Consider the following 16,304-nt stretch of genomic DNA (forward strand, 5'->3'; position numbering starts at 1 on the left):
CCTGCCGCGGGCTGGGCTGCAGGACCCACTGGAAGCACTGCGAACTCGACCACACCCTGGCCTGGGAACACGGCGGCAAAACCGAACTGGATAACCTCGCCCTGCGCTGCAAGCCGGACCATCTGGCCAAACACAACGACGACTGGCACACCACCCAGCAACCCCACGGCGTCATCCGCCACCAGACCAGGACCGGCCAAACCTACACCAGCTACCCCGACGGCTCCTGGATCAGCAACGGCCTCCAACCACCCCCGCCCCCGCCACCGGACCCCTTCAACGACACCACCCCACCACCCTTCTAGGAGCGCGGGATGTCGGGGCCAGCAGGCGGGATGTCGCGGGTAAGCGGGCAGGAGGTCTCCGGGGGCGAACGCTCAACAGCGGGACCTTGCGCGAACAGATTCATGAGCGGAACGCGGGCGGCTCAGCGCCTCGCCGGAAGGCGCAGTATAGGCCGCTCGCCGGGAGGCATGCGCAAATCTCGAGGCGCGCGGAGGCGCATGCAGATCCCGAGTCGGGCGAAGGCGCGGACAAATCGCTAGCTGGGAGGCGCGCACAAACCCAAGTCCGGGAGGTGCGGACAAACTCGAGTCCGTGAGGCGCGAACAGGCCTCCTAGAGGTACGCATCTGTCGCGCTTTCACGGGCCGCGGCGCATGCTGGTCTGACGTCGGGCGCACTAGGCCGTAAGGCAGCCGCTCAATCCGTGAGGCGCGGGCGGCGGGACCACCGGGCGGCTTTGAGGGCGAGGTGCAGCTCCAGCCGGGTATGGCCTTTGAGAGGGTCTGCGCCGATGATGGAGCGGACCTTGGCCAGCCGGTTGTAGACGCTGCTGCGATGGAGGTGCAAACCCGCGGCGACGTCGGCGACCGAGCCGTCGGTGTCGTAGAGCAGCTCGAGGACGGGCAGCAGTTCGCCGTTCCGGTCCCGCTCGGCGAGTTCGCGGAAATGCACGGAGCCGGCCGGCAGGAGCCCGCGGGCTTCGGCGAGGAACTGGTAGACGCCGGTGTCGCGGTAGTCGACCAGTTGCCCAACGCGCGGATCCACGGAAGCCGCCTGCACCGCCGTCGTCGCTTCCCGATAGGCGGTCGGCAGCCGGCGCAAGTCGGTGAAGGGTTCGCTGAGGCCCAGCATGTCAGGCCGCTCGGGGTGCCCGCCGCGCAGCGAGATTTCATGGCCGTAGCGCTGCAGCACCTCTTGGTGTTCGGAGCGCCCGGCAAGGTCCCGGAACAGCAGCACGGCGTGCTGCCGGGCGCCGGCGCTGAAGAGTGCGGGACGTATACCGACGGTGGCCTGCAGGGCGGATACGCGCTGGAGCAGCACCGCTGCCTCCGGGTCCGCGAGCTCGGCCATTGCCACGTCCGGGTCATCGATGCGCTCCATGACCACGCCGAGTGCCCACGGCTCCCGGCCGCCCACTTCCGGCCAGCCGCCCACGTCCTCGATGGCCGCGCTGTCGCCTGCGCAGGCGGCGAGGAACTGCGCTTCGCGGCGCCGCCGGGCTTCGGACTCGGGGGTATTAGTGTCCAGCAGTTCCTCGGCCAGGCCGTCCAGAAGCGGCCGGACCTGCGGCAGCGCGGCCAGAATGGAGTCCGGTGCTTCGCCGGGTTCCTGCAGGACCCACAGGTAGCCAACGCGGAACCCGCGCACCAGCAGCGGCACGCAGACGCGGCCGAGCATGCCAAGCGATTCATTGGCGCCGACCACCACGGGTCGCACGGCAGTGGCGATGCCGTGGCTGAGCTGCCAGGCGCTGACGTCTTCGGGCACCTTCTTGGTGAGCAGGAAGTTCACCCGCACCGGGTCCGCCGACGCGCGGTGGCTGCTGTACGCGATGAGGTCTCCGTCCAGGTCCTCGACGGAGACGCCGTGGTCCAGGGTCCGGGCGATCGACTCGACGGCCTGCTCGGTGGTGGGGTTCTGCACGCATTCTCCTGGTAGAAACGGCGCCGGCCGACAAATGCCGGCCGGCGGCTGGCTGGGAGTGGCCCGGACCACGTAGACAACGGGCGACAGTTGCTGCGCCGCGACTCGACAATTGTCGATTGCAGCTTCCAGCATAGCTGTGGTAGCCGTCACAGCGAGTACAGGACTGCCCGGACCGGGCGGGGTCCGATTCGCCGCGCGGATCCGCGCGTCGCGGCCGTTTTTGGAAGCGGACGACGGCGGCCGGTTGCCTCGCGCTGCCGCAACCGGTGCCGCGGTGCCCGCGGGAGGGGCCGGCCGGCGTCGTAATTTCCGGCCCTACAGTTGATGCACGGCCGGTTCCGGCACAGAATCCCACCCACGAAAACGGAGGCACCCCGATGATCATCGGCGTTCCCAAGGAAATCAAGAACAACGAATTCCGCGTGGCCATCACGGCCTCCGGCGTGCACGAACTGCGCGGCCGCGGCCACCAGGTGCTGATCGAGGCCGGTGCCGGCGTCGGCTCCAGCATCGAGGACGCCGAGTACGTCGCTGCCGGCGCCGAGATCGTGGCCGGCGCGGACGAGGTCTGGGCCCGGGCCGAGATGGTCATGAAGGTCAAGGAGCCGATCGCCTCCGAGTACCGCCACTTCCGTGACGGGCTGGTGCTCTTCACCTACCTGCACCTGGCCGCCGAGCCGGAGTTGACCCGTGCGCTGCTCGACTCCGGCGTCACTGCCATCGCCTACGAGACAGTGCAGACTGCCAACGGTGCGCTGCCGCTGCTCGCCCCGATGAGCGAGGTGGCCGGACGGCTCTCCGTACAGGTCGGTGCCACTGCGCTGACGAAGCCCGCCGGCGGCCCCGGCGTGCTGCTCGGCGGCGTGCCGGGCGTCCGCCCGGCCAAGGTCACCGTGCTGGGTGCGGGCGTGGCCGGCACCAACGCGGCCGCCATGGCGCTGGGCCTCGGCGCGGATGTGACCATCCTGGACATCAACGTCAACCGGCTGCGCGAGCTGGACGCCCAGTACTCCGGGCGCCTGAAGACCGTGGCCTCCAACAGCCTCGAGGTCGAGCGCTCCGTGGTTGAGTCCGACCTGGTGATCGGGTCCGTCCTGATCCCGGGCGCCAAGGCTCCGAAGCTGGTCAGCAATGAACTGGTCGCGAAGATGAAGCCGGGCAGCGTCCTGGTGGACATCGCGGTGGACCAGGGCGGCTGCTTCGCCGACAGCCGGCCCACCACGCACGAGGATCCGACCTTCACCGTGCACAACTCGCTCTTCTATTGCGTGGCCAATATGCCGGGCGCCGTCGCAAACACCTCCACCTACGCGCTGACCAACGTCACGCTGCGCTACGCGGCCCTGCTGGCCGACCTCGGCGTGGACGCGGCGCTGGCCAAGGATCCGGCGCTTGCCGCCGGCCTGAACGTCTCGGCGGGCCAGGTCCGGCACCGCTCGGTCGCCGAAGCCTTCGGCCTCGAGCTGGCGGAGGCGGGCGAGCTGGTCAACGCGTAGGACCCAGTGCCCTCGCGAGGACCCGGTTCCTTCAAATAGGCCCACAACCATGGGCCCGCAACGTCCTGGGTCGACAGCCTCCCTGGGCTGACATCTCAATAGAAACATCACGCCGCGGGGCGGGTGCACCGAATCCGGTGCATCCGCCCCCGCGGCTTTTCCTATTGGCTTTCTAGCCCGGCTCCCGGAAGCAGTTGTAAGATTGTCTGCAATGGACAGGCGGCGGTACTCCGACGCCTGCTAAGCAGCCAATGCCGAGAGCAAGGAAGCCCATGGCACACCGATTCATCGAGCCGCTGGTCCAGGAGTCCACACCGGCCATCATCGCGCGCAAGCTGCGCTACGCCATCGGGCACGGCGAGCTCCAGCCGGGGCAGCAGCTGGGGGAGGCGGACCTGGCCCGCGAGCTGGGTGTCAGCCGGGGGCCGCTCCGCGAGGCGATGCAGCGGCTGACCCAGGAAGGCCTGCTGGTCAGCATCCGGAACCGCGGCATTTTCGTCACGGAACTCGGCCCGGACGATATCGCCGACATGTACCTGGCGCGCACCGCCGTCGAACGTGCCGCCGGCTTGAAGGTCATCGAGGTCGTCGGCATCCACGAGAAGGTGGCCGCCGCGTTGAGGACCGTGACGGACAAGATGGCGCAGGCCGTCGCCGCCGGCGAGCGGGGCAGCGTCCTGAGCGACCTGGACATCGAGTTCCACGAACTGCTGGTCAGGATGGCCGACAGCGGCCGGCTCTCGCGCATGCATCAGACGCTGATGACGGAGACCCGGATGTGCATGGCGGCACTCGAGGACACCGGCTACACCCCGGAGGACCGGCTGGCCGAGCACGAGGCCATCGCGGACGCGATCGGAGCGGCGAATGTGCCGCTGTTCCACAAGCTGCTGGCACATCACATGGACGATGCGGTGGAGAAGATTTCCAGCAGCATGCGGGCGCTCGAGAGCGCGCCGGAGAGCGCCGGGGAGAACGCGCCGCAGACCGCCGGAAAGAAGGCGCCGGGCAACGCAGAGGAGAACGCGCCGGAGAGCGCAGGAGAGAATGCGCCGGGGACCGCGGGGGAGAACGACGGCGGCGTGGTGCCGGCGGCGGCCGCCAAAGGGGCGGCGCCGGAGCCGGTAGCGTAACGGCCGGGGCCGAGGTCGGGCGGAGCCGACGAAGCCAAGGCCCTGGTCCCGGGTGAACCGGAAGGCGGGCTCCGGGCAGCTGGAAGGCGTAAGCTCCGTGTGAACCGGAACCTTGGAGTCACCGGGGCTGGAATCAACCGGAGCTGGAACAACCGGAGGCGGTGGGCCTGATGGGCAGGGCGTCTGACGAATACAAGCGACGGCTGGAACGGGCTGCCGAGGTGCGTTCCGTGCGTGCCTCGGGCGGTAGCGCTGCGGAAGCGCAGGCCGCGGCGGCGGAGGAGGAGCTCGAGGAGAAGCGCCGCAAGCTTGGCAGCGCTGCGAGGGCCGACTACCTGATCCGCGACGCGATGGCCCGCGGCGAGTTCGACAACCTGAAGTACGCGGGCAAGCCGATCCCGGGGCTGGGGCAGGGAAACGATCCGGACTGGTGGGTCAAGGGACTGATCCAGCGCGAGAACCTGACCGGGCTGGGACCCAAGGCGATCCTGCTGCGGACCGAGGATGCCGAACTCGACGGCACCTTGGACCGCGTTTACACGGAGAAGCAGGTCCGCGAGATCGTCGAGGACTTCAACGCGCGGGTCATCGATGCCCGGCGCCAGCTCCAGGGCGGGCCGCCGGTCATCACCAAGACGCGCGACGTGGACGGCGAGGTCCGGCGCTGGCAGGAGCGCCGCGAGGCCCGCCGGGCGGCGCTGCCGCCGGAACCCGAGCCGGAGCCCAAGCGTCCTTGGTGGCGGCGGCTGCGGCGCGGGGACCGGCGCGGGGACTGACGGTGCACGGCTGACAGCGCACTGCTGACGGGGGGGAGTGGCGCGGGGAAGGACGGCGCGCGGCTGATAGGGCGGGGACTGGCGCAGGACCCGGGCTGCGGCGCGCGCCGGGCTCGGGTTAGGGCAGGCGCGTCTTCCGGAGCAGGGCTTGGGTGCCGGCGTGATCGGGTTCCAGCGGGACCGGGCTTAGCAGGGTGGCCGGGCCGCGGCGCAGGATGCCGCCGGTCAGGGGCTGGCAGCGGATGCCGCCTCGTCCGCGCATGGCGGCGTGGGCTCCCGGGGCGAGCATCCGGTCCATCCAGGCGCAGGGGTGGGCCTGCCGGCCGCCGCGCAGGGTGACGGAGCCGCCGCCGGATTCCAGGGTGAATTCCTCGCCGACCAGCGGGGCGAGCTGGGCGCCCCTGAGGACCACATTGCGCCGGGCCAGGAGCGGGTCGAAGGGCGACGTCTCCAGCTCCGCGGCGATGGATTCGAGGGCCTCGACGGCCATGAGCGTGATCGCGGCGTCCATGTGCGCGGCTTTGCCGAAGGAGCGGTCGCCGACGATGCCTTTCCCCGCGACCACCTCGACCTGCTCGAGGTCCGAGGTGGGAACGTCGGCGGCGCCGTCGCGGGCGCGGCCGAAATAGGCATGGCCCGGGGAGACCAACAGGTGCAGGATCTCCACGGGATATGCGAACGTCGCCGTCATGCTATCCAGCTTAGGACGGGCTGACTGTGGGTAGGTCGGCCTGGCGGAACGTGCGGCGCTGCGGGCTCGGCGAAAACGTCCGGCGCGACGGGCACGGCGAAGCCCGCCGCCGATCCGTGTCGGGATTGGCGGCGGGCTGAATGCCTATGCGTCGTCGTCGTGGAAGGCTCGGGGGGCGGGCTGTCGGCCTCGGGCGTGTGGAAGGCCTCGCGCCCGACTGCCGGCCTCGGGCGTGTGGAAGGCCTCGCGCCCGGCTGCCGGCCTAGGCGTTGTGGAAGGCCTCGCGGCGGGCGCGGGCGTCCTCGCGGTTGAGCTCGACGTGGCGAAGGCTGGGCAGCCCGGTGGATTCCGGGAGGCCGGGGAGTTCCTCGCCGCGCAGGGTGGCTTGGGAGGTCTCGCGCATGCAGAGGATGCTGATGAAGCCGATGACGCCGGCGATGGCCATGTACCAGCCCGGCACGAGCTGGTTGCCGGTGCTTTCGATCAGCTGGTTGGCGACGGTCTGGGACGGGCCGGCGAAGAACGCCGTCGAGAAGTTGTAGCCGATGGCGAAGCCGCTGTAGCGCACGGCCGTGGGGAACAGCGCCGGCAGGGTGGAGGAGACAGAAGAGACCAGGACCACCAGCAGCAGGCCAAGGACAGCGAGGCCGAGGAACTGCAGCAGCAGGTTGGGCACGCCGAGGAGCATGATGGCGGGGACCGAGAGCAGTGCATACCCGCCGGCGGCTGCCAGCAGCAGGGGTTTGCGGCCGACCCGGTCGGACAGCGCGCCCATGGGCGGGATCGCCACCAGCATCAGGGCCATGATGCCTACGAGCATCCAGTTGCCCTGGGCCGTGCTGTGGCCCAGCTGGCCGCTGAGGTACGTCGGCATGTAACCGAGGATCAGGTAGAACGCCACATTCAGCAGCACCACGAACCCGGCGAGGACCAGGATCTGGCGCCAGTTGTGGACGATCACGTGGCGCAGCGGGGAACGGGTGGTTTCGTGCTGTGCGGAAGCCTCGGAGAAAACCGGGGCTTCGCCCAGCCGGGTGCGGATCCAGAGTGCCGTCAGGCCGAGCGGGATCGTCAGCAGGAACGGAATGCGCCAGAGGCCGTCTTGGACGGCCTGCTCGCCGGCGACGGTGATGAGCGTGGTGCAGACGACGGCGGCCAGCATGAAGCCGACGGTGGTGCCGAACTCCAGGAAGGAGCCGAGGAAGCCGCGGCGGCGGTCCGGGGCGGATTCGGCCATGTAGACCGCGGCGCCGCCGTACTCGCCGCCGGCGGAGAAGCCCTGGACCAGCCGGCAGAGCAGCAGCAGGACCGGCGCCAGCGCCCCGACGGTCTGCAGCGTGGGCAGCAGGCCGATGGCGCCGGTGGCCAGGGTCATCATCATCACGGTCAGCACCATGACCTTCTGCCGGCCCACCTTGTCGCCGAGCGGGCCGAGGATGATGCCGCCGAGCGGGCGGACCAGGAAGGACAGCGCGAGGGTAGCGAGGGTCAGGGTGACGCCGAGGCCTCCGTCGCCCTCCTGGGAACCGAAGAAGTTCACGGCCATGAAGATGGTCAGGTAGCCGTACACGCCGTAGTCGAACCATTCGACGGCGTTGCCCAGGGCGGAGCCGAGGATAGCGCGGTTGAGCGTGCGCTTGCCTTCGGGCGTGCCTGGTTCGGCGCCCGGCGCCGTTTTCGGCTCCGGCCGGTTGTTGCGCAGGGATTCGGAGGTGCTCATGAAGTGCTCCTTCACTCAAGCGGTCCGGACGGCGTTGTCCGGGCCGGGTAGCTGGCTAGGCAGCTGATGGGAGCCCCTTTGGACGGTGGCTCGGGTTGGATGGTGGCTGGTGCGGGTTACGGGCTTGGCGCCGCGTGGTGGTTGAGGGTCCGCAGGCAGAGGAGGGCGTAGGCGCGCGCGGCAATGGCCAGTTCGTCCAGACCGACCGATTCGTCCGCCTGGTGGGCCTGGTCGTTCAGGCCGCCCGGGCCGAGCACAATGGCAGGCACGCCGAAATCGCGGACGATGAAGCCGCCGTCGCACGCTGCCGTCCAGCCGCCAATCCGGGTGCTGCCCCCGGCGGCTTCCACGCTGGCCACGGCCGCCGCGACCAGCGGGTGGTCCGCCGGAGTGCGGAAGCCCGGCATCTGCATGCTGACGCGGCCGGCGACGGAGATCCCGTCCGTGTCGATGCCGGCTTCGCGGATCCGGGCCAGCAGGTCCGCGAGGATACGGTCCGGGTCGTCGTCCGGCATCAGGCGGCGGTCCAGGGAGAGGGAGCACGACGGCGCCACCACCGAGGTGCCCTGGCCGCCTTCGATCAGTCCGACGTTCCAGCTGCCGGCTCCGAGGAGCTCGTCCTGGTCCCGCTGCAGCCGCTCGTGGTCCGCGCGGATGAGTTCGCAGATCCGCGCGGCGGCGGCGATGGCGTTGCGCCCGTCCGCCGGCCGGCCGGAGTGTGCGGGGCGGCCGGTGATTTCCAGTTCCAGGTAGCTGTCGCCGCGGCAGCCGACGACGGTTTCCAGGTCCGTCGGTTCGGCCACGACGCAGCCGAGGTAGTCATGCGGGAGGCTGGAGGCAGCCAGCGTGCGGATGCCGAGGCCGAGGTCCTCTTCGTCCACGGTGCAGACCAGCGTGACGGGACCGGAGAGCGGGGCGTCCGACTGCTGGAGCGCCGCCATGGCGCCGAGGACCGCGGCCAGCCCGCCCTTCATGTCCGTGGCGCCCCGCCCGTAGAGCCGGCCGTTGTCGACGGCAGCCTGGAAGGGCTGGCGGCTCCAGCCGGGCCCGGCCGGGACGACGTCGGAGTGTCCGAGGAACATCAGGCCGGGCGCGTCGCCGGCGGGGCCGGCGGGCAGCAACGTGACCAGGATGTTCGGGCGGTCGGGGGCCGCGGGCTGGACGGCGATGTCCAGCCGGAGTTCCCGGGCGGCCGCTTCCAGCACGGCGACGGTGGCTGCCTCGGTATCCCCGGGGTTCTCGCCGCCGGCCCCGATCAGCCGGGCGGCGAGACCGACGATCCGGTCCAGGTCGACGGCGTCGAGGATGGCCCGCTCGGTGGCGGTCAGCGCGCGCTGGGCTGCCTCGCCGGGTGCCGGCGCCACCTACCGCGCTCCCGAGGAGGCGGCGGTGCCGAAGGACACCTCGGCGCGGGCCTTGTCGATGGCCGCGGCGAGGCGGACGATGCCGGTCTCGGTCCGCTCCGGCGACGAGGACGCGAAGCAGAGCCGGAAGGCGTCGGCGAAGCGGCCGGTCGGCGAGAGCGCCGGTCCGGGGATGAACGCCACGCCCTCGGCCAGCGCGACTTCGAACAGCCGCTGGGTATTGATCTTCGCGTCCTCGCCCTGCAGCGTCACCCAGAGGAAGAAGCCGCCGTCGGGGTCCGTGGTGCGCACGCGGTCCCCGAGATGCCGTTCGATGCTCTCCAGCATGGCGTGCTTGCGGCCCTGGTACTCGCGGCGCAGCCAGGCCAGGTGGTCGTCCAGGCCGCCGCGCAGGATGAACTCGGCCACCAGGTGCTGGGCCGGCACGTTGGTGCAGGTGTCCATGGCCTGCTTGGCGTTGATGACCAGGTGCTGCAGCTCCGGGTCCGTCTCCACCCAGCCGACGCGCAGGCCGGGGGCGAGGATCTTGGAGAAGGTGCGCACCGAGAAGATCAGCGGATCGTCCGGGCTGAGCTGGTTGAAGGTGGGCATTTCCGCGCCTTCGAACCGCAGCAGGCCGTACGGGTCGTCGTCGACAATCACGGCGTTCCACTGATGCGCCAGCTCCAGCAGCCGCTTGCGGCGCGGCAGCGAAAGCGTCGTCCCCGAGGGGTTCTGGAAGTTGGGGATGGTGTAGATGGCCTTGGGCGTCTTCCCTCGGGCCGCCACCAGCGCCTCCAACTGGTCCACGTCCATGCCGTCCTCGTCGACCGGGACCTCCAGCAGCTCCGCGCCGTAGCTGAGCGCGGTGGCCGAGCCGTTGGTGTACGTCGGGCTCTCCACGACCACCAGGTCGCCGGGGTCGACGAAGATCTTGAAGGCCAGGTCCAGCCCCTGCATGCCGCCCGAAGTGATGGTGATGCGTTCGCGGGCAGTGGGATCCGCCGTCGTCGACAAATACTCGGTGAGCGCGTCGATGAGGTGCGGCTCGCCCTCCGTGGCGCCGTAGGTGTAGGAGGAGGCGTCGTAGACCGCGGCCGGCACGCTGTTGAACAGCTCCACGGGCACGGCTTCCTCCGCAGGGGCGCCCATCGCGAAGCGCACGATGTCGTGGGTCTGCTTGGCCAGCAGCGATGTGCTGGAGTCGATGACGGAGCCGACCAGGTCGCCGGCCCGGGCCGCGAGGGGAAGGTTGCGCAGGGTCATGGGAAGTCCTAGCTGTTGATGGGGAGCAGGCCCCGCTTGTAGGTGGTGAACGTTTCGACGCCCGTGGCGGTGACGCGGATGGATTCGGAGAGGCCGTAGCCGTAGTTGTCCATCCACATCCCGCAGATCAGGTGGAAGGTCATGTTCTCGGCCAGGATCCGCTCGTCCTCGCTGCGGATGCTGATGGTGCGCTCGCCCCAGTCCGGCGGGTAGCCGATGCCGATCGAGTAGCCCAGCCGCGAGTCCTTTTCGTAGCCGTACTCGAAGATCGTCCGGTTCCACACGGCGGCGACCTCGCGCACGGGCACTCCGGCGGCGACCACGTCCAGCATGGCGTTGAGGCCTGCGTCCGTGGCTTCGGCAACGCGGCTCAGTTCAGCGGACGGCTGGCCGAGCAGGAAGGTGCGGTTCAGCGGGACGTGGTAGCGCCGGTAGGCGCCGGCGAGTTCGACGACGACCGCCTCGTCCCCGCGCAGCCGACGCTCGCTCCAGGTCAGGTGCGGGGTGTCGGCGGATTCCGCCGTCGGCAGCAGCGGCACGATGGCCGTGTAATCGCCGCCGAATTCCTCGGTGCCGGAGATCTGCGCCTCGGTGATTGCAGCCGCGATGTCGCACTGCCTGGCCCCCGGACGGATGGCCTCCTCGGCGGCGGCCATCGCGTTGTTGGTGATCACCGCGGCCTTGTGCATCAGCTGGATTTCCGCCGGCGACTTGACGGACCGCACCCAGTTCACCAGCTCGAAGCTGTCCACCAGCGTCCACTCCGGGATGGCGTTGACCAGGGCCCGGTAGGCCTTCGGGGCGAAGAAGTGAGAGTCCATCTCCAGGCCCACGCAGCCCTTGGCCGCCGGCGCGATCAGGTGCCTCTCGCGCAGCGCGAACGCGACCCAGTCGAAGGGGTGGATGTGCGGCCGGTGGATGTAGCTCTCCGGGTAGCCGACGATGCACTCCTCGGGCAGCCACGCCGTCCGGAAGGCACCGTTCGCGTCCATCTGCCGGGTGAAGAGGATCATGTCGCCCTGCGCCGGCACGAACACCATCTGCGGGGTGTAGAAGGACCAGGCGTTGTAGCCGGTCAGGTAGTAGATGTTGGCCGGATCGGTGACAACCAGGGCGCTCAGGCCCTGGTCCTCCATGCGCAGCCGGACCGCTGCGAGCCGCGCCTCGTACTCCTCGATGGAGAAGAGCATCGGGGCGATGCCGTTTGGTTCCACATGGACTCCTCAACATGCTTTCCGTGATGTGCATCACGGAAAATAGTAGATTGTAAACAATGTACAGGGAGAAAACGGGCTGGAACAAGGGTGGCCGGCCGGTCCCTTGTTCCAGCCCTTCAGTTGCGCCGCAAAGGACGGCCGGTCAGCCGCGCGGAACGGCCATGTACTTGTACTCGAGGAACTCCTCGATTCCCACGCGCCCGCCCTCGCGCCCCAGCCCGGAGGCCTTGATGCCGCCGAACGGCGCGGCCGGGTTGGAGACGATGCCGGTGTTCAGCCCGACCATGCCGACCTCCAGAGCCTCACCCATCCGGAAGCCCCGGTCCACGTCCTGCGTGAACAGGTAGCCGACCAGCCCCCACGGGGTGTCGTTGGCCAGCCGGGTGACTTCCTCCTCGGTGTCGAAGGGGATGACGGGCGCCACCGGGCCGAAGATCTCCTCGCTCATCAGGTCCGCGGCCGGATCGACATCGGAAAGCACCGTGGGGGAGTAGAAGTAGCCGGGGCGTTCCGGACGGGAGCCGCCGCAGACCACGGTGGCGCCCTTGGCGACGGCGTCGTCCACCAGTTCCTGCACCTTCACCAGGGCCTTCTCCTCCACCAAAGGTCCGACGTCGGTGCCATCCTTGGCGCCGTCGCCCACCGTGAGTGCGCCAAGCCGCGCGGCCAGCCGGCGGGCGAACTCCTCGGCGACCGGCCGCTGCACGAACAGGCGGTTCGCCGCGGTGCAGGCCTCACCCATGTTGCGCATCTTGGCGGCGACCGCGCCCTCGACGGCGCGGTCCAGGTCGGCGTCCTCGAACACGATGAAGGGTGCGTTGCCGCCGAGCTCCATCGAGGAGCGCATGACGTGCCTGGCCGCCTGCTCGAGCAGCTTCACGCCGACCTCGGTGGAACCGGTGAAGCTGACCTTGCGGGCAATGCCGCTCTCCATCCACGGCGTGACCACGGAGGAGGCCTTCGACGTGCAGACGACGTTGAGCACGCCCTTGGGCAGGCCGGCCTCGACGAGGATGTCCGCCAGCGCCAGCGAGGACAGCGGGGTCAGGTTGGCCGGCTTGAACACGATGGTGCAGCCGGCGGCGATGGCCGGGCCGATCTTGCGGGTGCCCATGGCCAGCGGGAAGTTCCACGGGGTGACCAGCACGCACGGGCCTACGGGTTCCTTGGAGACCAGGATGCGGTTCTTGCCGTCGCCGGTGGTGGTCACGTCTCCGCCGATCCGCACGGCCTCTTCGGAGAACCAGCGGAAGAACTCGGCGGCGTAGGCCACCTCGCCCTTGGCCTCCGCGAACGGCTTGCCCATCTCCGTGGTCATCACCAGCGCCAGTTCGTCCTGCCGCGCCATGATCAGGTCGTAGGCCCGGCGCAGAATCTCGCTGCGCTCCCGCGGCGCGGTCTTCGCCCACTCCTTCTGCACCCGGCCGGCGGTTTCGATGGCGCGGCGGGCGTCCTCCGGGCCGCCGTCGGCCACGGTGGCGATGACTTCCTCGGTGGCGGGATTGACGACGTCGAAGCGGGCGCCGGAGGCGGATTCGCTCCATTCGCCGTCGATGAAGACGCCGGTGCTGACCTTGGCGACGGCGTCGCGCGCCGCCTGCGAGGTGGCTGCGTCGGTGCGGTCGGCGGTCCTGGTGGTCACGGTGGTATCGGTGGTCATGCGGGAGAGTCCTTCTGGTCGGTGGTCTGCTTCTCGGTGGTCTGGTCGGGTCCGGGATCCAGCAGTTGGGCGAGATGCCGGCCGGGTCTGTCCGGGGCGAGCTGGTTGACCTGCATGGCGCAGGAGAAGCCGTCCGTCAGCACCGGCACGACCGGGCCGCTGCCGCGCAGCGCGGGGGCCAGGGCATGCTCGGCCACCTGCATGCTCACGTCGTAGTGCTGCTTCTCGAAGCCGAAGTTGCCGGCGACGCCGCAGCATCCGGTGGCGTCCGTGACGCCTTCGATGCCGACGGCGGCCAGGGCCTGCCGCTGGGTTGCGGCGCCGAAGACGGCGTACTCGTGGCAGTGCGTCTGCAGCACCACCTGCTCCGGCAGCGGCTCCGCCGGCGCCGGCTTCCAGCCGCCCGCGGCCAGCTCGCCGACGTGGGCGGCGAAGCTGCGCACCCGGGCCGCGACCCGGCGGGCCTGCTCGGTATGCACGAGCTCCGGCAGGTCCTTGCGCAGGGCCGCGGCGCAGCTGGGTTCCACGACGACGATCGGACGGTCCGTCCCGTCGTCGAGCGCCTCTGCAGCCCCGCGGAGCAGCTTCTTCGCGGTGTCCAGCTGGCCGGTGGAGATCCAGGTCAGGCCGCAGCACCCATCCGCCGAGCATTCGACCGGCTGCCCGGCGCCCGCAAGCACGCGCGCGGCGGCACCGGCGACCTCCGGGCGGAAGCCGCGGGTGAAAGTGTCCACGAAGAGAACGACGCCGGAAGTGCGGTCCGCGCGGTGGCGGGCGCCGCCGTCGTGCTCGCCGGGCTGGAGCCCTGCCGCGGCCACTTGCTTGCGCCACTCGCTCGCACCCGCGAACTTCGGCAGCGCGCGCTTCGTGGTCATGCCGCCCGCGGCCGCCGCCAGCTTGCCCAGCGGGGTGGCCAGCGCGGCGTTGACCAGCGGAGCGATGCGGCCGGTGAGCTTGAGCCAACGCGGCAGCCAGCCGAGCGAATAGTGCGAGAGCGGACGCCGCCGGCCCCGGTAGTAGTGGTCGAAGAACTCGGACTTGTAGGTGGCCATATCGGTGCCGGTGGGGCAGTCGCTCGAGCAGGCCTTGCAGGACAGGCAGAGATCCAGCACCTCGCGGACTTCCTCTGAGCGCCAGCCTTCCTCGATGCTGCGGGCACCGCGGACCATGTCCTGCAGGACGCGGGCGCGGCCGCGGGTGGAGTCCTTCTCGTCCCGGGTGGCGCGGTAGCTGGGGCACATGACGCCGGCGGTGTCCGAGCGGCACTTGCCCACGCCGATGCAGCCTTGGACGGCGTGCACCCACGGGTTGCTCCCGGCGGCGGACTCGTCCGACGGGTCGTCGGTCTCGGCGCTGGCGCTGCCGCCCGCTCCGATCGGGCGGAGGTCGAAGCTGGTGCGCCACGCCCGCTCGGGCACGCCGGCCAGTGCCAAGTGCCCGTCCAGCGGGTCCGGTTCGGTGAGCGAGCCGGGGTTGAGGATGCCCGCGGGGTCCCAGATCCGGCGGTAGTCGGAGAAGGCCCTCAGCATCGCGGCGGAGTACATGATCGGGAGCAGCTCGGAGCGGGCGCGGCCGTCCCCGTGTTCGCCGGAGAGCGAGCCGCCGTGCCGGACCACCAGCTCCGCGGCCTCGCGCGAGAAGGTCCGGAAGACGGCCCGGCCGGCGTCGCTGCGCAGGTCGTAGGTGATCCGGATGTGCATGCAGCCGGCGCCGAGGTGCCCGTACATCACACCGGTCAGGCTGTGCTTGGCCAGCAGGTCGCGGAAGTCCGCCAGGTACTCCGGCAGCTTCCCGGGCGCGACGGCGGAATCCTCCCAGCCGGGCCAAGATTCGCCGCCGGTGGACAGCCGCGAGGACAGGCCGGCGCCGACTTCCCGGACGCGCCAGAGCGAGGCACGCTCCACCGGATCCGGCACCGGGCGGCCGTCCATCATGCGGCCGTTCTCCCTGAGCCGGGCGAGCAGCCGCTCGGCCTCGGCCGCGACCTCGTCCGGGTCGTCGCCGTCGAGGTCGACGTACAGCCAGGCCCTGCCCTCCGGCAGGCCCTGCACCGAGCCGTCGCCGCGGCGGAAGCGCATGGTGTCCACGATCGCCTCGTCGATCCCTTCGACCGCCGAGGGGGAGAACTCCAGGATGGTGCCAATGTCGCGCGAGGCCTCGACCACGTCCTGGTAGCCGATGCAGACCAGCAGCGCGCTCGCCGGCTTCGGCACCAGCTTCATCCGCGCCCCGACGATGACCGCGCAGGTGCCCTCGGAACCCACCAGTGCACGGGCCACATTGAAGCCCTTTTCCGGCAGCAGGTTGGCCAGGTGGTAGCCGGAGACCTGCCGCTGGATCCGGCCGAGCTCCGTGCGGAACCCGGCGAGGTTGGCGTGCGCCAGTTCCTTGAGCTCCGCGGTGAGCTGCGCGGCGCGCAGGGCCGCGGCGGTGTCCTCCGGATCCGTCGCCCGCAGCCCCTCCGCATCCGCGGTGAGCCGCGCGCCGTCGGACGTCACGACGTCGATCTCCTCCACATGGTCGGAGGTTCGGCCGTAGCGGACCGAGTGGTTGCCGCACGCATCGTTGCCCAGTGCCCCGCCCACCGTGGCCCGGTTCTTCGAGGACGGGTCAGGGGCGTAGGTGAAGCGGCCGTCCGTGGCGCGCTCCACCTCGGCGGAGAGCGCCGCCAGCACCACGCCGGGCTCCACCGAAACCGTCCCGGCCGCCTCGTCGACGCGGTGGATCCGGTTCAGGTAGCGGGAGAAATCCAGCACGACCCCGGGGCCGATCGCGTTGCCGGCCATCGAGGTGCCGCCGCCGCGGCCGATCAGCGGGGTGCCCGTGGCGCGGCAGGCCTGCACGGCGGCGACGACGTCCTCGACGCTCTGCGGGAAAACCACGGCGAGCGGCGGAATGCGGTAATTGGACGCGTCGAAGGAATACTCGGCGCGCCGCCGCGGCGAGGCATCGGCGGGGATGCCGGCTGCGGCCAGCGCGGAGAGGACGGCGGGCCGGTCCGCGCCGGGGGTGCCGGCGGGACGGTCCGGAGTGCGGGTGGTGTCGGGGAGGACGGCTTCGCTCATGTGGTG

At 70.5% G+C, this 16,304-nt stretch carries 12 protein-coding genes; 4 read left to right on the plus strand and 8 right to left on the minus strand.

Going from position 1 to position 16,304, the window contains the following annotated elements; genetic code table 11:
* Window positions 1-305, plus strand: a 305-nt coding sequence (locus AHIS1636_RS16800; RefSeq protein WP_264796991.1) for an HNH endonuclease signature motif containing protein, incomplete at its 5' end; no start/stop codon positions are given.
* A gap of 396 nt (window positions 306-701) precedes the next feature.
* Here the strand turns inward: AHIS1636_RS16800 and AHIS1636_RS16805 are convergent.
* A complete protein-coding gene (locus tag AHIS1636_RS16805; RefSeq protein WP_264796992.1) occupies window positions 702-1,928 on the minus strand; it encodes a PucR family transcriptional regulator in 1,227 nt (408 codons plus the stop codon).
* 380 nt (window positions 1,929-2,308) lie between these two features.
* On the opposite strand from AHIS1636_RS16805, the gene ald reads away from it, so the two are divergent.
* The 3 genes from ald to AHIS1636_RS16820 all read left to right on the plus strand — a co-directional run bounded on the left by ald (window position 2,309) and on the right by AHIS1636_RS16820 (window position 5,336).
* On the plus strand, window positions 2,309-3,427 hold the full coding sequence (gene ald, locus AHIS1636_RS16810) for an alanine dehydrogenase (protein WP_264796993.1): 1,119 nt from the start codon (window positions 2,309-2,311) through the stop codon (window positions 3,425-3,427).
* 272 nt (window positions 3,428-3,699) lie between these two features.
* Window positions 3,700-4,560: a GntR family transcriptional regulator gene (locus AHIS1636_RS16815; protein WP_309298626.1), complete on the plus strand. Its 861-nt coding sequence runs from the start codon at window positions 3,700-3,702 to the stop codon at window positions 4,558-4,560.
* A gap of 170 nt (window positions 4,561-4,730) precedes the next feature.
* On the plus strand, window positions 4,731-5,336 hold the full coding sequence (locus tag AHIS1636_RS16820) for a DnaJ family domain-containing protein (RefSeq protein WP_264796994.1): 606 nt from the start codon (window positions 4,731-4,733) through the stop codon (window positions 5,334-5,336).
* A gap of 118 nt (window positions 5,337-5,454) precedes the next feature.
* Here the strand turns inward: AHIS1636_RS16820 and AHIS1636_RS16825 are convergent, their stop codons facing one another.
* The 7 genes from AHIS1636_RS16825 to AHIS1636_RS16855 all read right to left on the minus strand — a co-directional run bounded on the left by AHIS1636_RS16825 (window position 5,455) and on the right by AHIS1636_RS16855 (window position 16,298).
* Entirely contained in the window at window positions 5,455-6,027 is a 573-nt protein-coding gene (locus AHIS1636_RS16825) for an MOSC domain-containing protein (RefSeq protein WP_264796995.1), read from the minus strand.
* 262 nt (window positions 6,028-6,289) lie between these two features.
* Window positions 6,290-7,747, minus strand: coding sequence for an MFS transporter (locus tag AHIS1636_RS16830; RefSeq protein ID WP_264796996.1), 1,458 nt, complete (start codon window positions 7,745-7,747; stop codon window positions 6,290-6,292).
* Window positions 7,748-7,863: 116 nt separating this feature from the next.
* Window positions 7,864-9,111: a M20 family metallopeptidase gene (locus AHIS1636_RS16835; RefSeq protein WP_264796997.1), complete on the minus strand. Its 1,248-nt coding sequence runs from the start codon at window positions 9,109-9,111 to the stop codon at window positions 7,864-7,866.
* Entirely contained in the window at window positions 9,112-10,356 is a 1,245-nt protein-coding gene (locus AHIS1636_RS16840) for an aminotransferase-like domain-containing protein (RefSeq protein WP_264796998.1), read from the minus strand. It abuts the gene before it with no gap.
* An 8-nt stretch (window positions 10,357-10,364) separates the two neighbouring features.
* Window positions 10,365-11,570 (minus strand): M24 family metallopeptidase, encoded by a 1,206-nt coding sequence (locus tag AHIS1636_RS16845; protein WP_373875871.1) that lies wholly within the window; start codon window positions 11,568-11,570, stop codon window positions 10,365-10,367.
* A gap of 145 nt (window positions 11,571-11,715) precedes the next feature.
* Entirely contained in the window at window positions 11,716-13,233 is a 1,518-nt protein-coding gene (locus tag AHIS1636_RS16850; protein WP_264796999.1) for an NAD-dependent succinate-semialdehyde dehydrogenase, read from the minus strand.
* Window positions 13,230-16,298, minus strand: a complete 3,069-nt coding sequence (locus tag AHIS1636_RS16855) for an FAD-binding and (Fe-S)-binding domain-containing protein (RefSeq protein WP_264797000.1) — start codon at window positions 16,296-16,298, stop codon at window positions 13,230-13,232. The genes AHIS1636_RS16850 and AHIS1636_RS16855 overlap by 4 nt, the downstream gene beginning before the upstream one ends.
* Between the last annotated feature and the right edge of the window lie 6 nt (window positions 16,299-16,304).

The organism is Arthrobacter mangrovi, assembly GCF_026011795.1.
Classification (GTDB): domain Bacteria; phylum Actinomycetota; class Actinomycetes; order Actinomycetales; family Micrococcaceae; genus Crystallibacter; species Crystallibacter mangrovi.